Consider the following 21513-nt stretch of genomic DNA (forward strand, 5'->3'; position numbering starts at 1 on the left):
AGGAATAATGATGTCTGTACTTGATCTAATTAAGCTAGGGATGCGCAAAACTCTGGAAGAACTCTATATCTACACGTTCCTTTTTCTGGCGAATCTGCTTCCTGATATGAGTGTATGTTCTATTCTAAGGATTTTATTTCTCAAACCGATAGCAAGTGTTGGAAAGGGCACACGTATCCGAAAGAACATTTATGTAAATTCATTCAGGAAACTTTCCATTGGGAAAAACTGTTTTATAAACCGTGGTGTACAGTTCGATTGTTCTGGCAGTGTTTCAATAGGAAATAACTGTTCCATCGGTTTTAATGCATTAATTACTACAAGTACTCATCTGGAAAAGGATCGTGTAGGTGAAGATGGCTGTACTTTCATAGGCGAACCTGTAACTATTGGCAATGGTGTATGGGTCGGAGCTAATTCCACTATACTTCCAGGTACGGAAATAGGGGATAATTGCATCATAGCTGCAGGTGCTGTAGTTAAAGGCAAACTCGATCCTCATGGCGTGTATGCAGGTGTACCTGCAAAACGCATTCGAGATACGCAGGGTATTGCAGAAAAAAGGATTTGATGGTCGATCATTTTGCTTTTTCGACTTTCCAGACCATATTGTCCTTAGCTACAGATGTCAATTTATACTTTTTATTCTTTTTTAAATGTTGGAACAGTTCGGTAGCTTCTTTTGTAACATAAACAGGAACTCCATCGGATAGCATTTTATCTATAAGTGGCACGAGATCCCTCTCTATGTTTGCACCTGTATACCAATATGCCATGTCAGGTTGTGCTCTGAGTTCTGCTTCTGTTCTATACACAGCTACCTGACGTTCCGTCATGAAAACCTTATCTAAAGCTCTGGTGAAAATAACAGCATTTTCAGGTGTAGTAGTAACTATTTGTCTGTTCAGGTCCCCCCACATATTTAACCTGTCTTTAGTTTTTATTAGATTATTATCGCTTTCAAATATCGTAGTAGTTGAGGTAAGCAATATCAGCAGTAAAAGCAAAGCGACGATTCGAGAATTGTTTTCTCTTTTCAAAAAACCTGTCAAAAATACAGCGGCAAATATGCTCATTATTGCATAGTTTATCACAAAATAACGCGCCATGGAAGAATCAATCGAACCAGCCTCAAATCCCCAGGTCTCACCTCTAAAGCCATAAAGGCCAAAGAAAAGCAAGAATAGCCCAATAAAGAAAAGTGCAAAGAACCATTGCATTTTGTCCTTTGAAGAATATGCCGATATAACTCCAAAGCAGGCAAGAACAAACAGCAGAGGTGGATAATCCACTATATACTTCACAAAAGAGTCTGCATAAACTCCCAGGTTGTTTATGAGATATTCAAGTTGGTATCCTATTCCTCCCCCACCTGTATTGATATCTACAGTTTGTGCATTAAGGGAAGAATTAGATATTGACCACAGTATGCGCAGTATCAAGAAGATGCTCACGAATATGGTTATCTCTTTTAATTGTATCTTTCTGGTAAATCCCCATCTTGCTGCAATAAGTCCGATAAATATCGATCCAAATATTACTATCTCTGAGGTTCTGGTAAAAACAGCATACAGACAGAACAGACCAGCACATCCGATATAGACGTTCTTTCCGGTTTGAATGCCTTTGTGGAAACAATAAAGGGCAATGATCGAAAATGTCACTGCAGGAATATTGCTGTAATACATGTTGGAAAAGAATACATATGTAGGGTTAAGTCCCCAGATCAGTGCTGCAATGATTGCAGTTTTGTCATCAAATATGTTTCTGACAAGCAGGTATAGGAACAGTACACCTACACATCCTGCCAGAGGCACTATGTAATCTAAAAGGCCATATAGCCTCGCGGTGGCCAGCAACATCTGAAAGCCTATGTATGGCCCTATGTAGTTGTTTCCTCCAATGTCTATCGAGTTTCTTGGCCTGAAATAACTGACATTATATTTCTCATTCATTTCAGAATGCCATACCAAAGATGATTCTTCTACAATGGTCTTTGAAAAGATCAGAGGTAGATTCTCATCAGGGCTATCAGCTACCCTGTAGTTAACTTCATTGTTAACATATGTATAGTAGTTGAAGAGCAATGCCAAAAGCAGGATCACTGCAATTGCTGATAGATTGCCTTTAAGCTTCATGAGTTCTTCAGGTGAGTCATTTTTTCGATTAGTATATCGACGATTTCCTTGGAAGGACTCTTGAGAGCGTTGATATCTACGTCAAATATATAGTTGTTATAGTTCTGCAGGAAATCATCTATGATGCCGGTATCATATTTTGAAAGGCAGACATTAGGGTAGCCGTTCTGCTCCATGAATCCTCTCATCAAAAGGCAGGGTCTGCTAAGGAAGTAGGATTCCAATTGTGGTGCGCCGCCATCGTTTACTATATACTTGCTGTTCTTTATCAGATTGATATTAGTTACATAATCCTGGAGTGGTATCATCTGAAGGTTTTCATATCCCTTTAGTGTTTCAAGCATATTCGATTTCATAAGCTTGTTTTTTAAAGGCTCATGCATGATCATTAATACTCTTTCGTTTTTAGCGATCTTCTCCACTGTGGACATGATAATATCCAATCTTTCTTTTGAATAGAGGTTCTCTACCCTGTGTACATTGACAAGCACATATCCGGGGTCAGGTTTGAAAGTGACCTTGTGGGAATTTGCTGTAGCGAAGCGTATTGCATCGATGACCGTATTATATCCCAGATTGACTATCTCTCCTTTTACTCCCTGTTTAATGACATTGTTATATGATTCTTCGGAAGAAGTAAAAAGGTAGTCAGCCATCCAGTCTATCATTCTTCTGGAAAGCTCTTCGGGAAAAGGATTGAATATATTGTGGGTCCTTTCTCCGGATTCGATATGCGCAACCTTAGCCCGATGCAGTTTACTCAGAACTGCACCAAAAGAAGCAGGTATCGGGTCTCCGTGGATAAGGCAAATGTCATTCTTTTTCGGCAATCCATCCTGCGAAAAAGAGTTGAGTGTCACCTTTGATAGCCAGACAGCCATATCCAGTACATTAGCAACATCTTTGTTATTCTTGTTAAGCACAATATCAGGTTGTTTCAGGCCAAAAACACCTATAATATCATAAAGTATTTTTGTGTGTTGAGCCGCATTGATAAAATTATAGTTTATTCCTCTTCTATCCATTTCCAGCATAATGGGAGCCATTTTTATAAGCTGTCCCTTTGTGCCTACCATAACGTGAAATCTACTCTCGTCCATATTTTCACTTTTTCCTTTACAGGCACTTCCCTCAAAATGCCATGTAAATTTTAAGGATGGTGCACTTCCATCCTCTAAAACGGTATTATCTCAAAAGGAGAACTTGTTAGTGTTTCCTGTTCGCAGGTTCCAGTCTTTCCAGGTCAGCTTCCACCATCATTTTAATAAGTTCTTTAAAGTGTACTTTTGGTTCCCAGCCAAGTTCTCTCTTTGCCTTTGATGCATCTCCCAATAATAATTCTACTTCTGCTGGCCTTACAAACTTGGGGTCGATCACTACATATTTCTTCCAGTCCAAACCAGCTATGGAGAATGCTTCTTGTACAAATTCTTCGACTGAATGGGTTTCACCGGTAGCTATAACATAGTCTCCGGGTTTATCCTGCTGAAGCATGCGCCACATGGCATCTACATAATCTCCGGCATATCCCCAATCTCTTTTTGCATCAAGGTTTCCCAGACGCAGTTCTGATTCCAGGCCATGGTATATTCGTGCAACACCATCGGTTATTTTCCTTGTCACGAATTCAATACCTCTGCGTGGGGATTCATGATTGAACAATATTCCATTGCTGATATGCATGTCATAGCTTTCTCTATAGTTCACGCATGTCCAGTATGCATATACTTTAGCTACTCCGTATGGACTTCTTGGATAGAATTTTGTGTTCTCAGTCTGCGGAGTTTCCTGTACCTTTCCGAACATTTCGCTGGATGATGCCTGGTAAACTCTTGCATGCGGTACCATATTTCTTACAGCTTCCAGCACTCTGACCATTCCTAATCCCGTCACGTCTCCTGTATGTACTGGCTGGTTCCATGAAGTCCCCACAAAGGACTGAGCAGCGAGATTGTACACTTCGTCAGGCTGTGCTATACGCATTGCTTCGCTCAGGGAAGATTGGTCTGTAAGATCTCCCTGCAGTAATTCTACGTTATTTATTATGTGGTCTATCCGGGAGGTGTTAGGAGTACTGAGTCTTCTCACAAGTCCATATACATTGTATCCTTTATTGTACAGTAACTCTGCAAGATAAGATCCATCCTGTCCAGTAATTCCGGTTATTAGTGCATTCTTTGCCATGATCATAGCTCCATATCAGAAAAGATGTAAAATGTAAGAACTATCTCTTCATCCCTCAAATTCTACATTTCTAAATTAGAATAAACTTATTTAAAGCTTGGTATTATTATAAAAGACTATCACTTTCACTATCCTTGCATTAACATAAATAGTAGGGAATTCCTCCTCATCTATGATGTCTGAGAATCAAATGGGTATATATAGTGTTTCAGTACTCAATGAAACCATCAGATCTCTACTTGTTAATGATCCCAGGCTGCGGGAAGTATGGGTGCGTGGAGAGATCTCTAATCTTAAAAAACATAGCTCAGGCCATTATTATTTTACTTTGAAGGACCGTGGAAGCCAGATAAGCTGTGTTAGTTTCAGGCAGACAAACCGTGGCCTGAAGTTCGATCCAGAGGACTCAATGGCAGTTATTGTGTATGGTTCTGTGGATGTTTACACAGTCAGGGGTCAATATCAGCTTAAAGTAATGGATATGCGCCCGGATGGTATCGGTGAGATGTTCAAGGCATTTGAACGGCTTAAGAAAAAACTGGAAGCTGAAGGTCTCTTTGAACAAAGCCGCAAGAGGCCTATACATCGATTTCCTGCAAAGATAGGCATCTCCACATCTCCCACAGGTGCTGCAGTTCATGATATTATCAATGTACTAAGCCGAAGATATCCGGTAAATGTGCTCTTAGCTCCATGTTTAGTGCAGGGGGATGCAGCTGCACAAAGCATTGCAGATTCCATAGAGCTTCTCAACAGAACAGATGCAGATGTTATAATAGTTGGCAGGGGTGGCGGTTCACTGGAAGATCTGTGGCCTTTCAATGAAGAAGTTGTAGCAAGAGCCATTTTCAACTCCAGGATTCCAATAGTTTCTGCTGTAGGCCATGAAACGGATTATACGATCGCTGATTTTACAGCCGATCTTAGGGCACCTACCCCATCTGCTGCAGCAGAACTCGTGGTTCCTGACAGAATAGAATTAAAGCGTTTTATGGAATCAATGTTCCAGAGACTTGAATATGCAATGGATCATAAGATCATGGACCTTAATGTCAGGCTTGATCGTGCCTCTGAGTCCATGAGATCAGAAAAGCTTCAGGAAATGATCGACCAGCGCTATCAACGAATTGATGAGCTGGTTACAGCCATGGAAAAAGATGTTAAATATGACCTTGGATCCAAAGAAATGTTACTTAAAGCTCTGGCTGGCCGTATGAATGCTGTAAATCCTCTGAATACTCTTGCAAGAGGATACTGTATAGCGATGTCCGATAATTTTGTTGTAAAAAGTGTCAATGATGTAAAAGTAGGTTCCAGGCTTGACTTAAGGGTCACTGATGGCAATGTAATATGTGATGTTATGGAAATGGTCGGGATAGAAAATGGTAAGCAGGAAGAAGAAGGTCAGTGAAGTATCTAATGAAGAAGATGCAGTTGAAAATCTGAGTTTTGAAAATGCACTTGAAAAGCTGGAAGGGCTTGTAGGGAAGCTGGAAAAGGGGAATCTTACTCTTGATGAAAGTCTTGAGACCTTTGAGCAGGGAATGAAGTTTGCACGTGTCTGCAGCCAGAAATTATCCAAGGCAGAGAGCAGAATAGAACAATTGGTTCTGGAAAATGGAGAACTTAGGGCAAAGCCTTTCAGTGAAGGCCAGTAATTGCCCATTGGAATAACGAATAAAATCTGATTTTCATTCCTCTTCAAAGTATCTCCTTGCAAGCAAGATCGCACTTGATACTATTAGTATTACCAGGAATGCTGCAATTATGGCGCTCTCAGCTGTGAAATCCTGCCACGAGTGCACTGAGGCCCACATACCGCTTCTGGTAACAAAGGTGGCGAACACAACCGTTAGAAAAGATACTATTGCAAGCAAGGGTGCTATAAAACCATACTCTCCGTGTCTGTAACGTAATTGTGCATGCAGATATGCTGTTGCTGTAATCCAGGGTATAAGTGATGACGTTTCAACCGGATCCCAACTCCAGAACCAGGCTCCCCATCCTAGAACTTCATAGGCCCAGAAACCTCCAAGCCCTATGCCCAATGTGAGGAATAGCCAGGCAATTCTCATCCAGTTGGTAGAGATGGATTCCCATCTTTTGTCATGTGTAAGTAAGTTGCCCATTGCGGCTGCAAAAGGTATTGTGAAAGCAGCATATCCAAGGAACAGCATGGGTGGATGTATTGCCATCCAGGGATTACGCAAAAGTGGATTCATCCCTTGGCCATAAGGAACGTCATACATCTGCACAAAGGGGTTCCAGTTCGTAATATCAACAGTGCCTCCGGAAAGCACATGATATGCCGAGAATGGATTCTTTAACACCAGCAATCCCAGGAATACACACACTACAGACAGGGATATAAGGCGTGTCACTCGCATCAATGTGGTACCGGAAAGCCTTCCTTCATCTGTACGCTCTACTATTTTCAGCATTATCAGTATGGATATTGCCCATAATAGCAGTGATCCTTCCTGTCCTGCCCATAAAGCAGCTAGCCTGTAAAACCACTCAAGGTCAGTACTAGAGTGCTCATATACGTATGAATAAGAGGCATTGACAGTGTATAGGTGGTACATCAACAGCAGCATTGAAAGCCCTGTTAGCGCCAAACATGACATTTCAAGCTTAAGTGAGAGAGTTGTTACAGAGTTGCTTCTCTTTCGATATTCTGCATACTCGAAAAAAACAGCACCTATTCCGGTCACAAGGGAAAACCAGATCAGGATCATTCCAAGATTCATACTTTTCCTCCTCTGTTCTTCCCGGATCTCAGATTTCTGATCTCCTGCTCCAATAGCCTTTCGTATTTCTTTTCAAAGAGAACCAGGTCCTTCTCTCTACCCAAAGACTGCGTTTTTCCGTTCTTTTGAGAGGGATTGCGATGCTCTACTATAAGCAGCGCAATGATGCCCAGAGCCATCATATATATGCCTCCCCATAACATGTTTATGAAAGGAACAACTCGCACATACATGTCAACTTTTCCGTTTTGTTCATCAAGAGCTCTGGGTGCAACGAACAGTTCTTCTGTAAGTCCTCTGTGGATATATGTCGTAGTGTATGTCTGACCCCATTTGAAATCAGTGATATATTCCACACTACCGCTTCTGGCATATCTGTTTTGATCATATATGTCAAAATCTATACGAGTGATGTAGGAAGATGCCTGATGGTCCTGGTAAGGCTCTCCTTCATACCTTGACGCTATTGAAGTGATCTTCAGATCATAGTCCTGTAAACTGTCAGTTCCCATTTTACCTGTCTCATACACTGCCGAATCTTCTATTTTCATATTGGAACTCAGCACTATTCCAAACAGGATGAATAATATTCCAAGATGTATCAGATGAGCAGAAAGACCTCTGTATTTTCCATATCCTTTCTTATTACGGGCGGTGAGCCACATTTTATAGGCTGTGGCTATCAAAGCCGGTATTACAAGTGCCACAGTTACATCAACTGCTATATTTGAAAATGGAGATATGATAACAACTAATGCTATCAGTACTAAAAAAGAAGCAGTTGCTACCAGTGCCTTGCGGGGTGTAACTGAACTGACCAGTAAGCAGATTGTAAGTAATATTACCAGTAATATGGTAGGGAGGGCAGTTCTGGGGTTAAAGTAATCAGAGCCTAGGGCAAGCTCTGTGCCATTGAGGATCTTGGCAAGAAGAGGTGTTACCATGCCGGTCATAATTACCATTGCAAGCAGAATGAATGCTATTACAGCGGCAAATATAGTGTTTTTAGTCGTAAGAATACTCTCTTCTTTTGTCATCGCTGATCCTCGCTGTAAATCTGCATGTATCCTCACTTATATATAGTATATTGGCTACGTATAGGATGTTGCATCAAGCTGGCATTATGTCATGATTGCACTTTCCTATAGACGCATTGAATTATATACTTCCAATGCCACACTTCCGGTATCTTAAATACGGATAAATGCGGATGGCATACATCTCTGAGGAACTAAAAACTATAAATGAGTTGGTAGTACGATAGAAACACTGATCCTAGCTATCTGGCTTATGTTGCCTGCTTATATTCCCAATTCAATGGCTGCAGTTTTTGGCGGCGGTCGTCCCATTGATGGCGGCAGAGTCCTGAAAGACGGCAGAAGAATCTTAGGAGATGGCAAGACCTACAGAGGTCTGTTTGCCGGTATAGCATGCGGTGTGCTTTTGGGTTTACTACAGATGGCCTTGCTGGCTCCGATGTCGGAGGTTTTGCATATTTCCTTACCTTCCTTTTCAGATAGTGGTTCTCAAACTATGGTAGTTCTTTTGTCCCTTGCTTCTGGTTCTCTTTTTGGCGATATGTTCAAGAGTTTCTTTAAGCGTAGGCTTGGAATGAAAAGAGGTGCTTCATTACCACTTGTGGACCAGCTTGACTTTGTATTAGGTGCGTGGGTATTTACATATCTCTCCTCTCCAGGGTGGTTCACAATGCATTTTACCCGCAATGTTATGATAGCTGTGGTAATTGTCACTCCACTGCTCCATCTTACAACAAATATTATAGGTTATCTAATAGGGGTAAAAAAAGAACCTTGGTAAAATTCACATATATTATTGGTCTTGGTGATCTTTTATGACTATAGAAAATGATACAAAATCCCTCCTTATATCAGCTCTTAAGAAATGCGGAGCTGTGAAGTTTGGTGACTTTACTCTTGCTTCAGGAAAGAAGAGCAAATATTATGTCGATATAAAAAAGGCCAGTACAGATCCGGTGACCCTTACTGTAATAGCAGAACAGGCCGCTTCTTTAGTACTTAACGAAAAAGTGGATATTGTAGGCGGTGTAGCTTTAGGTGGTGTTCCCCTTGCTACGGCAGTTTCTCTTAAATCAGGTTTACCACTTTTGATTGTCCGTAAGGAAGAAAAAGGATACGGGACCGGAGGGCGTTTCATCGGCGACCTCAAAGCAGGCTCTCGTGTGGTATTAATAGAGGATGTAACTACAAGCGGCGGGTCAGTAAAGGATGCTATAGCTGCTATTCGTGGGGCCGGAGGCTTTGTGGATGCTGTCATTACTGTAGTGGACCGTGAAGAAGGTGCAAAGCAGAGTCTTTCAGCAATAGGAGTGAAGCTCATTCCTCTTGTGGGTGCCAGCGATCTTATTCAATGAAACGTAGAACAAATAAGTAAATTATTTATCTGAATATGAGAAACAATCCGTAGTATTTAGTGCCATCTATCTTAACTATGGTATAATCTAATGCTGAGTAGATATCATTTATGTTCAATGTGAAGATCAGGTAATAATTGGAGAATATCACTTCAATATCTAAAAGAATTTTTAATTGGTGAGGTTTGTAAATGAACGTTCTAGTTGTCGGTGGTGGAGGAAGGGAACATGCAATTGCGTCAGCTATTGCACAGAGCAGAAAAGATCCTGTTATTTTTGCTGTGATGGCAAAGAAGAACCCTGGTATTGCCAGTCTTTGTCAGGATTTCCTTCTGGAAAAGGAAACCGATGTGCTGAAGGTTGTTGCTTATGCAACTGCCAATAACATTGATGTAGCCTTTATAGGCCCCGAGGCTCCTCTTTCAGTTGGGCTTGCTGATGCATTGGAAGAAGTAGGTATTGGTGTTGTGGGCCCAAGAAAAGCAGTTGCTCAGATAGAGTTCGATAAAGCGTGGGCAAGGAATTTCATGAGAAAGCATGGAATTGCAGGTTGCCCTGTCTTTGAGGTATTTACTGAAAAAGATCCAATGTTCGATTTCATTGAAAAGCTTGGCAATGTAGCAATAAAGCCAGCAGGTCTTACTGGTGGCAAAGGTGTCAAAGTCATGGGTGATCAGCTTCCCACTGTAAAAGATGCCAAGGAATATGCTGCTCAGCTTCTTGATTCAGGAAGCGTGGTCGTAGAAGAGAACCTTGTAGGTGAAGAGTTCACATTACAGGCTTTTGTGGATGGAGAAAACCTGGCTTTTTCACCAACGGTGCAGGATCATAAGAGAGCCTTTGAGAATGATCTCGGACCAAATACAGGAGGTATGGGTGCTTACACCGATGCTGGTGAAGTTCTGCCTTTCTTGTGTGCAGAAGATGTGGAGCAGGCAAAACGTATTATGCAGCACACTGTAAAGGAGTTATACGCAGAAACTGGTGTGAAATACAAGGGTGTGCTGTATGGCCAGTTCATGATCACAAAGAATGGTCCGCGTGTAATTGAGTTCAATGGCAGGTTCGGAGACCCCGAGGCTATGAACGTGCTGCCTCTTCTTGAGACTGATATAGTGGATATTATGTGTGCTATCGTAAATGGGACTCTTGATAAACTGGATGTGAAGTTCAGTAAAAAGGCAACTGTTTGCAAGTATGCAGTTCCTGCGGGTTACCCTGACAACCCTTCCAAGGATAAAGAGGTATCTATCGGGGATATTGGTGACGCACTTCTATTCTATTCAAGTGTATATGAAGCAGACAATAAGATCTACACTACAGGCTCACGTGCAATAGCAGTTGTAGGCATTGCTGATTCCATAAGTAAAGCAGAGAATAAGGCTCAGGAAGCACTTGACAATATTTTCGGTGATCTGCATTCCAGAAGGGATATAGGTACTGCTTCACTTATTCAGAAACGTATTGATCATATGAATGAAATCAGGGGCAGGGTATAATGCCCAATAATAACGAAAATGGGTTGATTGTATGAAGCATCTTATTTCCTTTGCAGACCTCACCCGTGATGAGGTCTTTGAACTGCTAGATATGGCAGTGATATTGAAAGAAAAGCGTGTTCGTGGGAAGCTCACGGATCTGCTTAAGAACAGAAGTCTGGCTATGCTTTTTGAAAAGTCTTCCACTCGTACCAGGGTATCGTTTGAGGTTGCAATGGCTGACCTGGGTGGTCAGTCCATATTCCTTTCTTCGAAAGACCTGCAGATAGGACGAGGGGAGACTATTGCTGATACTGCGGTTGTTCTTTCCAGGTATGTGCACTGTATCACTGCAAGGGTGAACAAGCATAGTACTATCCTTGAGATCGCTGCTCATTCATCCGTACCTGTGATCAACGCTCTTTCAGATGTGGAACACCCATGCCAGATCCTTTCTGACCTGCTTACCATCAGGGAATATAAAAACCATCTCGAGGGATTGAAGTACGTCTGGGTAGGTGATGGCAACAATGTATGTAATTCAGCTATCCTCGGTTGTGCAATTGTAGGTATGCAGATGGTAGTAGCCTGTCCGCCGGGATATGAACCCGATGCGAAGATCGTTAAGATGGCAAAGGAGCTTGGTGGAGATATTACTATTATCAATGATCCGTTCGTGGCCGCAAAAGGTGCAGATATTCTCTATACGGATGTATGGGTTTCCATGGGCGATGAGGACGAGATCGAGAAGCGTCTGAACGATCTTAAGGATTACCAGATCAGTTCCGAGATGCTGGCTCTTGCCAAGACTGATGCCATAGTGATGCACTGTATGCCAGCCCACAGGGGGCAGGAAATAGCTGCTGAGGTTATGGACGGTCCGCATTCTGTAGTTTATGACCAGGCAGAGAACCGCTTGCATGCACAGAAAGCTTTGCTCATGAAACTGATCGGATGATGTGCATTGTGTTTGCAGCCCTTTTATTTGTGGGCTGCAACTGAAAAAGCATATATACCATTAATGCAACTATACGGTACCTCAATGCGGGGGTCGCCCAGCCAGGTCAAAGGCGCTAGATTCAGAGTCTAGTCTTGTAGGAGTTCGTGGGTTCGAATCCCATCCCCCGCATCGAATTATTTTTTGAAGTTTTATCATTTATGTTTCATATATTGCATGTCAGCCTCATTTGTGTTCTTTTTCTGTTTTCCTTTCTTCGAATGAAAGAACTCAAAATCTATAAATCTATGTAAGTAAGTAATTACTTACATAATGAGTGTAGAACAACGGATCTTGGATGCTGCTTTGAAGGTTTTTGCAAGCCAGGGATACACGGGTGCGACTACCCGCAGGATAGCAGAAGAGGCAAATGTTGCCGAAGTGACCTTATTCCGAAAATTTCAGTCAAAAGAGAATCTTTTGAGAGAGGTTCTGATTAAGAACAGGGTTGAGATCTCGGAACTGGATAACCTGTTCAGGATAGATAAAAACGCAGATATTCAGACGGACCTCATGATCCTGGGCAAGAATATTGCAAAGGATATGACAGATAAGAAAAAGGATAGTAAACACCGCATGCTCATGTTCATGCTGTTTGAGGAAGGGCGGAGAAGACCCGAAGTGGGCGAGATATTAACTTCTGTTTTCCAAATGTATATAACCCGTTTGAGCGAATACTTCGCGCTGCAAATAACATACGGAAAAATGCGCAACGTCAATCCCCGGTCCGCAGCATTGACTTTTATAAGTTACTTCGTCTACACATCCCTTTTACGGGGAGTGGTTGAAGACCGTTTTTTGGGCAACAGTAACGAAGAGATTGAAAGGTTTACGGATATTTTTACGAGGGGTATTTTAACACTTGAGGATATCAGGCAAGGTGAGTAAGTGGAAACAATTATCGAGGTAAGGAATCTTGCCAAGGTCTTTCATTCCAGGGGAAGGAAAATAACTGCGGTCAATGATGTGAGCTTTGATGTTTTTAAAGGTGAAATATTCGGCATGATCGGACCTAACGGGGCTGGTAAATCCACTACCTTTTCCATGCTCACAACTTTAATAAAGCCCACAAGCGGCAATATAAAGGTTGCCAGCTTTGATGCTAATAAAGAGGATGACAAAATAAGGCCAATAATAGGCATAGTTCCTCAGAAACTAAGCCTTTATCCAGACCTCACAGCCAGAGAAAATCTTGAACTTATGGGGAAACTATATGGCGTTCCAAAAAAGATCATGGAAGAGAGGATAGATTACTACTTGAAGCTCGTGGGTCTTGAGTCCCATGCAGATCGTTTTACTGGTGGTTTTTCAGGAGGTATGAAACAACGCCTTTCTGTAATTTGTGCGGTATTGCATGATCCTCAGATCATATTTTGGGATGAACCATCAACAGGTCTTGATCCACAGACCAGGCAGTCTATATGGAAACTTGCCAAAAGGTTCAACGAAGAAGGAAAAACGCTCGTTTTTACAACCCACTACATGGAAGAGGCTGACAATCTGTGTGACAGGGTTGCCGTAATGAACTTAGGTAAAATGGTAGCCTTGGATACACCAGCAAACTTAAAGGAAAAATCAGGAAGCACAAATCTTGAAGATGTTTTCATACACTTAACCGGTGAAGAGGTGCGTGATTAAATGGCAATAATGACTGATCTGAAGCACTCCTGGATAATAACAGTAAAGGAGTTTAAACAGCTTTCCCGAAAGAAGGCTCTCTTGGTTCCTTTGTTCTTATTCCCAATAATCATGATCATCTTCTTTGGTTATGGTATGGGTGGTACTGTAAAGAACGCTCCCATTCTCATCGTGAACGGTGACACAGGTACAGCTTCCAATTCACTAATACAGAAGATTGGTAGCTATACTGGCAAGTACAATGGAGAACCGATGTTCTCCATAACTTATACGAGGGACATGTCACAATCGAAAGCTGAGAGTCTGATCGATGCAGGATCTTATAAAGCTGTCTTGCTGGTTCCCCCGGATTATAGTGAAAGGCTGGAGAAAAATGAAAGTGTAACCCTTACTCTTCTTACCGATTCCTCGGATACTACTACAACTGGTATTATTGTGAACTACATGAAACAACTGTTTGCCGAAAAAGGTTCTGTTTCTCTGGATATTCCAAATATCTATGGTGATCTTGAGTATCTGGATTTTTTGATACCAGCTGTTATAGCCCTTACTATTTTTATGGGTTCTGTGGCGACCACAGGTTCTGCCATTGCAGGTGAAAAAGAAGATGGTACCATCGTCCGTATCCTTATGACACCCATCAGCAGGAGATCGGTGATCCTCGGAAAAACAATCTATCAGCTTATACTACAATTAGCCCGAGCTGTTGTCCTCATACTGGCAGCTTATTTCCTCGTGGGATTCCATATGAACGGTAGCTGGCTGCTTGTTGCTTTGGTGCTTGTTATATTCACTCTTGGTGGTGTGGGTATGGGCATAGTCATGTCTACTAGAGCTGATGACATGGAATCCTTCTTCCAGATTAATATGCTGGTCACTCTTCCATCAATGTTTGTTACGGGTGTCTTTTTCCCCTTAAGTTCAGTACCGGACTGGATGCGGTATATCGCCTACTTAATGCCTTTGACCTATGCAAACGATGCTATGCGTACTATCATGGTCAAAGGGCAGGGTTTGAGTGCTATATCTACGGATTTGATAATACTCTCTCTCTTTGCGCTCGTTACTTTTACAGCAGGTGTCCATCTTTTCAGGAGGGAAGCATAAAATGAAGAAAATGATTATAGTAACAACTTTATTGATTTTAATGATATCAGGCGTTGCAGGAGCTTATGATACCCTGAGTGCTTATAGTGTATCTCAGAGCTTCGATTTCGGAGAAAATTACTACAATGTAGATGGTAGTCCTTACATAAGTGCTACTATCATCGGCAGCAATCAATTTGACAGAGGTCAGGCAGTCACTTTGAACATTGATCTGATGAACAATGGCAAACTGTTAGGATTTGAGAATGATAGAACTCCCGATAATGCAGACGAGATATATGGCGCTCAGATCGAAATGAAACTTGAGAGTGCTGTGGTGGATGCTACAGGCATAGTTGCTTCTCTTTCAGCAGATCCGGGAAGCCCTATTGAGGTAAAATCAGTTAGTCAAAAGATAGGTTCCATAAAAAGTGGACAAAACTCTGTCTCACCAGCAAAATTCGATATAAAAATTAATAAGAACGCAAAGGCTGGAGAGTACAACCTTTATCTGAACCTTTCCTATGATTACCAGAAGAATGTGCAGGTTATGGACCCGGATGCTACTGCTCAGACCTACGATGTAAATCGCTGGTATGGAATGATGGTGCAGAACCAAACATTAAAAGTGATCATTAAAGACCAGGCTGATTTTGAAATAGTCAGCACTACAGGCAGTCTTTACCCAGGTGGAGAAGAAGTAATTAGTGTGGAAATTAAGAATAAAGGTGAAGAAGAAGCAAAGAATGTAAAGATTATAGCAAATCCATCTGATCCTTTAAGCACGACGGATAGTGTGGCATTTATACCCAGCATGGCTCCTGGCAGTACGGCTGTTGCAAAGCTTAAAATTAAGGCAGATAGTGAAGCAGTGGCTAAGGTATATGGTATTGACACTATTATAAGATATGAAACCATGGATGGAGACATCAAATATTCGGATACTTTACAGGCTCCTGTAGAGGTAAAAGAAGTTGGACTTTTCCAGCGATTATTCGGGTGGATCTAATTAGAGAGATATTAGAGGTAGTAATAAGGCTTTGAATCATGAATTAAACAGCAACTCCTTTCTCTCCTTTCATATTTTGAGTAGCTGCTAACATTGCTGATCAGTGATATACATGGTTAAAAAAGTAGGTAATATTGTTTCATCTTCTGATGTTTCGGATTCAAGTCCAAATCCGTCTACGTCTGCACAAAAAACTGAAAAACAAATTGTGCTTATGATAGCGATACTTGCTGGATTCATTACCCCCTTTGATGGTTCGGCGGTTAATATCGCACTGCCTACGCTGGGTGCGGAATTCCACATGGATGCAATCTCTTTGTCATGGATTGCAACTGCTTATCTTCTCTCTTCAGCAATATTCCTTGTCCCGTTTGGAAAGATTGCTGATATATATGGGCGAAAAAAGGTATTTTTGTACGGTATAACGATCTTCAGTCTTGCTTCCCTGGCTATGACCATGGTCCCTTCTACAGAGATGTTGATAACTATCAGGGTCGTTCAAGGATTAGGAAGCGCCATGATCTTTGGAACAGGAGTTGCCATAGTTACTTCAGTTTATCCGCCGGGAGAACGTGGAAAAGCTCTCGGTATCTATATCACTTCGGTTTACATAGGACTCTCAACTGGTCCTTTTCTTGGTGGTATAATGACCCAGCACTTTGGCTGGAGGAGTATTTTCTTTGTAAATGTTCCTATAGGTCTTCTAGCGATTGTTCTTATTCTTTGGAAGCTTAAAGGCGAATGGGCTGAGTGCAGAGGGGAAAAATTCGATCTCACAGGGTCTCTTATATACGGTTTGTCAGTAGTTGCAGTGATGTATGGTTTCTCTTTACTCCCGGATATAGAAGGTGCTTTTCTTCTAGCAGCAGGAATTATAGGGTCAATTTTCTTTATCCTGTACGAAAAACGCATATGTTCTCCTGTACTTGACATGAACTTGCTCACAAAGAACCGTGTTTTTGCTCTCTCGAACCTATCAGCACTTATCAACTACAGTGCAACTTATGCAGTTACTTTCCTTTTGAGCCTTGATCTGCAGTATACAAAGGGCTTCACAGCAGAACATGCAGGTTTTATTTTGATAGCCCAGCCGGTGTTTCAGGCTATGGTATCCCCTCTTGCCGGCAGACTGTCGGACCGCATCGAACCGCGTCTCATTGCATCCACAGGAATGGCACTTACTGCTATAGGTCTCTTTTTCCTGACATTCATCTCAGAGACGACTCCTATATGGTATATGATATGTATTCTCATAGTGCTAGGTATTGGTTTTGGGCTATTCTCATCCCCAAATACCAATGTTATCATGAGTTCGGTGGATAAGAGGTTTTATGGCGTAGCATCTGGGATGAACGGAACGATGAGACTCCTTGGGCAAATGCTTTCAATGGGTATTGCGATGATGATCTTTGCAGTTGTTACTGGTCCTGTGGAGATAACGCCTGAATATTTCCCCCAGTTCGTTGCAAGCCTGCATTATGCATTCATTCTGTTCACCATCTTCTGTATAGTGGGGATATTCATGTCTCTTGTACGAGGAAAAACACTCCCTCCAACTCATTTGGTGGAATCTGGAAGTTGTATAAATGCGGATAAATGATTTGATTTTGGAGTTACCACGAAGAATAAGGCATCATTGTAACTGATATTCATAAGATGACGATAGATTCATTTATCTCAAACTACAACTACCTACAGAGTAGGTGATAGCTTTGCAGAAAAATCTTAGTTTTTTATTGATTGGATTAATAGTCCTAGGTCTCATGGCCTTTTCCGGATGTACGGATAAAACAGTAGAGCAGACTGTGGGAGAGAAAGTAAACCAGACTGTAGGGCAGGCTGTAAATCAAACCAAAGATGCTGCAGGGGCCGCAGTAAACGAAACAGTGGGTATAGCTGTCAATAAGACCAAGGAAGCTGCGGGTGATGCTGTAAATAAAACAGTGGCTTATGCAGTCAACGAGACAAAAGAAGCAGTTGGAAGTGCCGTGAACGAGAGCATAAACCAGACTCACGAAGTTGTAGGAGAAACTCTTAACAAAACAGTAGGTCAGGTTTTGAACAATACTACGGAAACGGTTCTAACTGTTGTAAATATGACTCAGAATCAGACATAAGAGTTCCTATACAGGCGATAGTTTCTGCCTGTTACTCCTTTTTCTATTAGGATAATGGTTACTTTCTATTTGAACACGTGTTTAGTTTTTGAGATCAAGCTGTCAGATAATATATGAACATCTATTGACAAAACTATTCCTGCAATGACTGCGACAGCGAATTTTAAAGGAATGGTCTTCATTTCGATACCTGTAAGCAAAATTATTACAGTTGCTATCAATACGAGGTTCAATATTATGCTAAGGGGTCCGAGAACTATATTATGGGAGTAGCCTCTGTGTTTGAATATGATCCTGTAAGGCCACCAGAGTATTCTGAGCATCTTCCATCTTTTATAGGGTCTGCTTTTTGTATCAAGGTCAGGACTTAGGAAGAATGTTGCGAATAGGTATGAGACAGAAAAAGCCAGTACAGTGTATATGTCCAGATACTTTGTAACTATTGCACTTTTCTGCCAAGTTGAGAAATAATAAAGGCCTGCTAAAATAGCTAACAACACCGTAATGTTTATCATGTCATGTGTTTTTCCACTAGGCATAGTTCATATATCTCCTTGATATCGGTTTTTGTCATTAACGATTTACGTAGTATTATATTTTTTGTACACTCGGTCAATGCTACACGAAGCTGCAATCCTTTGATTAGATGAGTGATCATTCAAACCCATAAATTTATCAGGTTGGTGAATCACTCTTTATCTAACTTAATCATGGAATGCACTGATTCTATATGATGTTCGATAAACCGCTTTCAGATGTCACTTTTGATGATATCCAAGAATTATCCGATGAGCAAATAGAAGAATCAATGATCCTGGATTATAAACAGGAACTCAATGACTACAGTATAATAAAACAGGTCACAGCCTTTTCCAATACCAAAGGTGGCTATCTTGTTTACGGTATAGCGGAAACTGGAAAAGGGGGGCATCCTCAGTCTATAAATGGAATTGAAAGCGATTTCAACAAGGAAAGGCTGGAACAAATAATTCTTGGCAACATAATCCCCCGGGTAAGTGTCCAGATAAAAAAGATACCTATTCCAGATACAGACAGGGTCATACTATTAGTTCATATTCCGGAAGGGCAAAGCAAACCTTATTACAATAACCAGGACAAGCGCTACTACAAGAGATATAATTTCTCCGCTACTCCAATGGATGAAAATGAGGTCGAGTGGTTATATCAGTCACGCTTTTTCGGAATGAGCAAGCTTGAAAGATATATTGAGGACGCCATTTATTCCAGTCAGAACAAGCTCCCTCATGAATTGCAATTACATGGAATTGAAGGTCATGTGGTCGTAACTCCTTTAAAGATCGATGGGCAGATGTTCGAGCCATCCCCGGAATTCGGTCGTGAGCTTATGGATCTGCATTCCAGCAAGATAAAAGATTGTCACGGTTATCTTACCTATTCGATCAGACCTTCAAAGTTCGGTATAAAATGGGATGATGGAGATCATCTTCACAATGCCAGTAATAAAGTTGAGATACACAGGAATGGACTGGTCCATTCGATGAAAAGCTGTGGTAGTTTTTATAAAGAGAATTACATCAAAAGGTTCGATGACGAACTACTCGCCTGCAACTTGTTGCAAACTCTCAAGTTTACATCAACGTTTTATTCCAAGATCAATTACATTGGTAAAGTAAAGATTATGGTAAAGATCTTTAACTGCGCAAATTCCATCTTAACTAATGGGGACAGTGATAATAACGATGAAATGAAATGCGATTCTGAAGAGGTTCTCGTAGAAAGGCAGTGGGATTCATGGAAACTGGAGGAAGACTGTGTATTGATAGCGAAATACATTATGGATGAGGTCAGTAATTATTATGGACTATGGAATTCCCGATTATTCTACGAGGAAGCAGGAGTCATAAATTACAGAGGTAGTTATGAATAAGATCGGTTTGTTAAGAATGTTAACTCAGGAAAAGAAAATGAGGAATCTTGTTATTGGTTTCATAGTCCTCGCGCTGGCCAACTTAGGTACAGACCTGACAATTGCCCAGATCCCTGTCACCGGTGATCTTGCCAATACTGTTCTTGACTTTATATTTGAGATTATTCAACTAGGAATATTGGCTAAGCTAGCAAAGGATGGCTACTCGTATAAACCAAAATGAATTTTTTCTTCATGTTCAGTTAACAGATCTATTACTTCTATTTTCCAGATTCCAAAAACTCAAATACAATGTCAATTGTTGTTATTAATATGACTTCGATTGATGAAAATCTTATCACTTCACTTAATCCTAAACAACAGGCTTATGTGAATCTGCAGCTTCCGGACTCACGTAATGGGGAATATCTGCTTGGAGTTTTTCATTTAGTTCCGGAGGGCAAGTTTAACGTACTTCAGGCGGCTGCGGAAGTTGCCGCAGAATCCTCCACCGGGACTAATTTCAAAGTCAACACCGAAACATCATTTTCCAAAACCATGAATGCTCTTGTCTATCAGCTGGATCTGGAAAAAAATCTGGTATGGATAGCTTATCCCTGGAGGCTTTTTGACAGAGGGGGAAATGTCCAGAATATTTTGACATATATAGTAGGCAATATTCTGGGAATGAAGGAGATAAAGGCCTTAAAGTTACTGGATGTATGGTTCCCGTCTTCGATGCTTGAACAATATGATGGTCCGAGCTATACCCTCGATGAAATGCGAAAATATCTGGGTGTATATGGAAGGCCTATTCTTGGTACTATTGTAAAACCAAAGATGGGACTAACCTCTGCTGAGTATGCAGAGGTCTGCTATGATTTCTGGTCAGGAGGAGGAGACTTTGTCAAGAATGATGAACCCCAGGCAAACCAGGATTTCTGTCCTTATGACAAAATGGTAAAGCACGTAAAGGAAGCCATGGATAAGGCTGTCAGGGAAACGGGACAGAAAAAAGTTCACTCATTTAATGTTTCAGCTGCAGATTTCGACACAATGATCGAAAGATGTGAAATGATTGTCAATGCGGGGTTTGAACCGGGAAGCTATGCCTTCCTTATTGACGGAATAACTGCTGGGTGGATGGCTGTCCAGACCCTAAGAAGACGCTACCCAGGTGTATTCATTCATTTCCACAGGGCAGCCCATGGAGCTTTTACAAGACCCGAAAATCCAATTGGATTTTCTGTTCTGGTCCTGTCTAAGTTTGCACGTCTTGCAGGTGCTTCAGGTATACACACAGGCACAGCAGGTGTTGGAAAAATGAAAGGTACTCCTGAGGAGGATGTTGTTGCTGCTCATGGCATATTGTATCTGAAATCCCCTGGTCATTTCTTTGAGCAATCCTGGACAAAGATACCTGAAAACGATAAGGATGCCATTTATCTTGTATCTGAAGATTTAGCTCATCATGTCATTCTGGAAGATGATAGCTGGAGAGGCATGAAAAAATGCTGCCCCATTGTTTCTGGCGGACTTAATCCTGTCAAATTGAAGCCTTTTATCGATGTGATGGGTAACGTGGATTTTATCACAACTATGGGTTCAGGGGTGCATGCTCATCCGGGAGGAACTAAAGCTGGAGCACAAGCATTAGTTCAGGCATGTGATGCCTATCTTAAAAAGATGGATATTGCTTCATATGCCCAAGACCACAAAGAACTGGCGCAGGCTATTGAACATTTCACCAAGGCACAAAAAGATGCTATGTGATGTTGCCGGAGAATATACTCCAATTCTCCCTTTAGCAATACTATTTGTTGTTTTTCAGGCTCA

At 41.4% G+C, this 21513-nt stretch carries 22 protein-coding genes and 1 tRNA gene; 17 read left to right on the plus strand and 6 right to left on the minus strand.

Going from position 1 to position 21513, the window contains the following annotated elements:
* Nucleotides 1–10: 10 nt before the first annotated feature.
* Nucleotides 11–571, plus strand: a complete 561-nt coding sequence (locus ACC612_RS03680) for a DapH/DapD/GlmU-related protein (RefSeq protein WP_371853123.1) — start codon at nucleotides 11–13, stop codon at nucleotides 569–571.
* 7 nt (nucleotides 572–578) lie between these two features.
* On the opposite strand, the gene ACC612_RS03685 is transcribed toward ACC612_RS03680, so the two are convergent.
* From ACC612_RS03685 to gmd, 3 genes are all read right to left on the minus strand, one after another.
* Nucleotides 579–2138 (minus strand): ArnT family glycosyltransferase, encoded by a 1560-nt coding sequence (locus ACC612_RS03685; RefSeq protein ID WP_371853124.1) that lies wholly within the window; start codon nucleotides 2136–2138, stop codon nucleotides 579–581.
* Complete coding sequence (locus ACC612_RS03690; RefSeq protein ID WP_371853125.1) at nucleotides 2135–3214, minus strand: UDP-N-acetylglucosamine 2-epimerase; 1080 nt, start codon at nucleotides 3212–3214, stop codon at nucleotides 2135–2137. Before ACC612_RS03690 ends, ACC612_RS03685 begins: the two co-directional genes overlap by 4 nt.
* 130 nt (nucleotides 3215–3344) lie before the next feature.
* Nucleotides 3345–4322, minus strand: coding sequence for a GDP-mannose 4,6-dehydratase (gene gmd / locus ACC612_RS03695; RefSeq protein ID WP_371853126.1), 978 nt, complete (start codon nucleotides 4320–4322; stop codon nucleotides 3345–3347).
* Between the two features lie 175 nt (nucleotides 4323–4497).
* Here gmd and xseA point away from each other — a divergent pair, with 175 nt between their 5' ends.
* On the plus strand, nucleotides 4498–5733 hold the full coding sequence (gene xseA, locus ACC612_RS03700) for an exodeoxyribonuclease VII large subunit (protein WP_371853127.1): 1236 nt from the start codon (nucleotides 4498–4500) through the stop codon (nucleotides 5731–5733).
* Nucleotides 5705–5980, plus strand: coding sequence for an exodeoxyribonuclease VII small subunit (locus ACC612_RS03705; protein ID WP_371853128.1), 276 nt, complete (start codon nucleotides 5705–5707; stop codon nucleotides 5978–5980). The genes xseA and ACC612_RS03705 overlap by 29 nt, the downstream gene beginning before the upstream one ends.
* Before the next feature lie 33 nt (nucleotides 5981–6013).
* Here ACC612_RS03705 and ccsA read toward each other — a convergent pair whose 3' ends face one another.
* Together ccsA and ACC612_RS03715 are read right to left on the minus strand one after the other, a co-directional pair.
* Complete coding sequence (ccsA, locus tag ACC612_RS03710; protein WP_371853129.1) at nucleotides 6014–7072, minus strand: cytochrome c biogenesis protein CcsA; 1059 nt, start codon at nucleotides 7070–7072, stop codon at nucleotides 6014–6016.
* Nucleotides 7069–8109: a cytochrome c-type biogenesis CcmF C-terminal domain-containing protein gene (locus tag ACC612_RS03715; protein WP_371853130.1), complete on the minus strand. Its 1041-nt coding sequence runs from the start codon at nucleotides 8107–8109 to the stop codon at nucleotides 7069–7071. Before ACC612_RS03715 ends, ccsA begins: the two co-directional genes overlap by 4 nt.
* A 253-nt stretch (nucleotides 8110–8362) precedes the next feature.
* Here ACC612_RS03715 and ACC612_RS03720 point away from each other — a divergent pair, with 253 nt between their 5' ends.
* The 11 genes from ACC612_RS03720 (at nucleotide 8363) to ACC612_RS03770 (ending at nucleotide 17789) form a co-directional block, all read left to right on the plus strand.
* Nucleotides 8363–8890 (plus strand): CDP-2,3-bis-(O-geranylgeranyl)-sn-glycerol synthase, encoded by a 528-nt coding sequence (locus ACC612_RS03720; RefSeq protein WP_371853131.1) that lies wholly within the window; start codon nucleotides 8363–8365, stop codon nucleotides 8888–8890.
* A 34-nt stretch (nucleotides 8891–8924) separates the two neighbouring features.
* Nucleotides 8925–9464 (plus strand): orotate phosphoribosyltransferase, encoded by a 540-nt coding sequence (gene pyrE / locus ACC612_RS03725; RefSeq protein WP_371853132.1) that lies wholly within the window; start codon nucleotides 8925–8927, stop codon nucleotides 9462–9464.
* 191 nt (nucleotides 9465–9655) lie between these two features.
* On the plus strand, nucleotides 9656–10963 hold the full coding sequence (gene purD / locus ACC612_RS03730; protein WP_371853133.1) for a phosphoribosylamine--glycine ligase: 1308 nt from the start codon (nucleotides 9656–9658) through the stop codon (nucleotides 10961–10963).
* A 31-nt stretch (nucleotides 10964–10994) separates the two neighbouring features.
* Complete coding sequence (gene argF / locus ACC612_RS03735) at nucleotides 10995–11900, plus strand: ornithine carbamoyltransferase (protein ID WP_371853134.1); 906 nt, start codon at nucleotides 10995–10997, stop codon at nucleotides 11898–11900.
* Nucleotides 11901–11986: 86 nt separating this feature from the next.
* Nucleotides 11987–12071 (plus strand) — tRNA-Leu (locus tag ACC612_RS03740).
* A 141-nt stretch (nucleotides 12072–12212) separates the two neighbouring features.
* Nucleotides 12213–12827, plus strand: coding sequence for a TetR/AcrR family transcriptional regulator (locus ACC612_RS03745; protein ID WP_371853135.1), 615 nt, complete (start codon nucleotides 12213–12215; stop codon nucleotides 12825–12827).
* Nucleotides 12828–13577: an ABC transporter ATP-binding protein gene (locus tag ACC612_RS03750; RefSeq protein WP_371853136.1), complete on the plus strand. Its 750-nt coding sequence runs from the start codon at nucleotides 12828–12830 to the stop codon at nucleotides 13575–13577.
* On the plus strand, nucleotides 13578–14684 hold the full coding sequence (locus ACC612_RS03755; protein ID WP_371853137.1) for an ABC transporter permease: 1107 nt from the start codon (nucleotides 13578–13580) through the stop codon (nucleotides 14682–14684).
* Between the two features lies 1 nt (nucleotide 14685).
* Complete coding sequence (locus tag ACC612_RS03760) at nucleotides 14686–15672, plus strand: COG1361 S-layer family protein (RefSeq protein WP_371853138.1); 987 nt, start codon at nucleotides 14686–14688, stop codon at nucleotides 15670–15672.
* 112 nt (nucleotides 15673–15784) lie between these two features.
* Entirely contained in the window at nucleotides 15785–17272 is a 1488-nt protein-coding gene (locus ACC612_RS03765; RefSeq protein WP_371853139.1) for an MFS transporter, read from the plus strand.
* Between the two features lie 112 nt (nucleotides 17273–17384).
* Nucleotides 17385–17789, plus strand: coding sequence for a hypothetical protein (locus ACC612_RS03770; protein ID WP_371853140.1), 405 nt, complete (start codon nucleotides 17385–17387; stop codon nucleotides 17787–17789).
* Nucleotides 17790–17854: 65 nt separating this feature from the next.
* On the opposite strand, the gene ACC612_RS03775 is transcribed toward ACC612_RS03770, so the two are convergent.
* Nucleotides 17855–18328 carry a metal-binding protein gene (locus ACC612_RS03775; RefSeq protein ID WP_371853141.1) on the minus strand — a complete coding sequence of 158 codons (474 nt, stop codon included), beginning with the start codon at nucleotides 18326–18328 and terminating at the stop codon, nucleotides 17855–17857.
* Between the two features lie 194 nt (nucleotides 18329–18522).
* On the opposite strand from ACC612_RS03775, the gene ACC612_RS03780 reads away from it, so the two are divergent.
* The 3 genes from ACC612_RS03780 (at nucleotide 18523) to ACC612_RS03790 (ending at nucleotide 21450) form a co-directional block, all read left to right on the plus strand.
* Nucleotides 18523–19698 carry a helix-turn-helix domain-containing protein gene (locus tag ACC612_RS03780; protein ID WP_371853142.1) on the plus strand — a complete coding sequence of 392 codons (1176 nt, stop codon included), beginning with the start codon at nucleotides 18523–18525 and terminating at the stop codon, nucleotides 19696–19698.
* Nucleotides 19691–19921 carry a hypothetical protein gene (locus ACC612_RS03785; protein WP_371853143.1) on the plus strand — a complete coding sequence of 77 codons (231 nt, stop codon included), beginning with the start codon at nucleotides 19691–19693 and terminating at the stop codon, nucleotides 19919–19921. Before ACC612_RS03780 ends, ACC612_RS03785 begins: the two co-directional genes overlap by 8 nt.
* An 89-nt stretch (nucleotides 19922–20010) precedes the next feature.
* Nucleotides 20011–21450 carry a ribulose-bisphosphate carboxylase gene (locus ACC612_RS03790; protein ID WP_371853144.1) on the plus strand — a complete coding sequence of 480 codons (1440 nt, stop codon included), beginning with the start codon at nucleotides 20011–20013 and terminating at the stop codon, nucleotides 21448–21450.
* The last annotated feature ends 63 nt before the right edge of the window (nucleotides 21451–21513 follow it).

Source organism: Methanomethylovorans sp. (genome assembly GCF_041447285.1).
In the GTDB taxonomy this organism is placed as follows: Archaea; Halobacteriota; Methanosarcinia; order Methanosarcinales; family Methanosarcinaceae; genus Methanomethylovorans.

Excerpts from the sequence above, each read along its gene's own strand:
- ACC612_RS03680 (WP_371853123.1), top strand. The coding sequence starts at position 11 with ATGTCTGTACTTGATCTAATTAAGCTAGGGATGCGCAAAACTCTGGAA.
- ACC612_RS03685 (WP_371853124.1), bottom strand. The coding sequence starts at position 2,138 with ATGAAGCTTAAAGGCAATCTATCAGCAATTGCAGTGATCCTGCTTTTG.
- ACC612_RS03690 (WP_371853125.1), bottom strand. The coding sequence starts at position 3,214 with ATGGTAGGCACAAAGGGACAGCTTATAAAAATGGCTCCCATTATGCTG.
- gmd (WP_371853126.1), bottom strand. The coding sequence starts at position 4,322 with ATGGCAAAGAATGCACTAATAACCGGAATTACTGGACAGGATGGATCT.
- xseA (WP_371853127.1), top strand. The coding sequence starts at position 4,498 with ATGTCTGAGAATCAAATGGGTATATATAGTGTTTCAGTACTCAATGAA.
- ACC612_RS03705 (WP_371853128.1), top strand. The coding sequence starts at position 5,705 with ATGGTAAGCAGGAAGAAGAAGGTCAGTGAAGTATCTAATGAAGAAGAT.
- ccsA (WP_371853129.1), bottom strand. The coding sequence starts at position 7,072 with ATGAATCTTGGAATGATCCTGATCTGGTTTTCCCTTGTGACCGGAATA.
- ACC612_RS03715 (WP_371853130.1), bottom strand. The coding sequence starts at position 8,109 with ATGACAAAAGAAGAGAGTATTCTTACGACTAAAAACACTATATTTGCC.
- ACC612_RS03720 (WP_371853131.1), top strand. The coding sequence starts at position 8,363 with ATGTTGCCTGCTTATATTCCCAATTCAATGGCTGCAGTTTTTGGCGGC.
- pyrE (WP_371853132.1), top strand. The coding sequence starts at position 8,925 with ATGACTATAGAAAATGATACAAAATCCCTCCTTATATCAGCTCTTAAG.
- purD (WP_371853133.1), top strand. The coding sequence starts at position 9,656 with ATGAACGTTCTAGTTGTCGGTGGTGGAGGAAGGGAACATGCAATTGCG.
- argF (WP_371853134.1), top strand. The coding sequence starts at position 10,995 with ATGAAGCATCTTATTTCCTTTGCAGACCTCACCCGTGATGAGGTCTTT.
- ACC612_RS03745 (WP_371853135.1), top strand. The coding sequence starts at position 12,213 with ATGAGTGTAGAACAACGGATCTTGGATGCTGCTTTGAAGGTTTTTGCA.
- ACC612_RS03755 (WP_371853137.1), top strand. The coding sequence starts at position 13,578 with ATGGCAATAATGACTGATCTGAAGCACTCCTGGATAATAACAGTAAAG.
- ACC612_RS03760 (WP_371853138.1), top strand. The coding sequence starts at position 14,686 with ATGAAGAAAATGATTATAGTAACAACTTTATTGATTTTAATGATATCA.
- ACC612_RS03765 (WP_371853139.1), top strand. The coding sequence starts at position 15,785 with ATGGTTAAAAAAGTAGGTAATATTGTTTCATCTTCTGATGTTTCGGAT.
- ACC612_RS03775 (WP_371853141.1), bottom strand. The coding sequence starts at position 18,328 with ATGCCTAGTGGAAAAACACATGACATGATAAACATTACGGTGTTGTTA.
- ACC612_RS03780 (WP_371853142.1), top strand. The coding sequence starts at position 18,523 with ATGTTCGATAAACCGCTTTCAGATGTCACTTTTGATGATATCCAAGAA.
- ACC612_RS03785 (WP_371853143.1), top strand. The coding sequence starts at position 19,691 with ATGAATAAGATCGGTTTGTTAAGAATGTTAACTCAGGAAAAGAAAATG.
- ACC612_RS03790 (WP_371853144.1), top strand. The coding sequence starts at position 20,011 with ATGACTTCGATTGATGAAAATCTTATCACTTCACTTAATCCTAAACAA.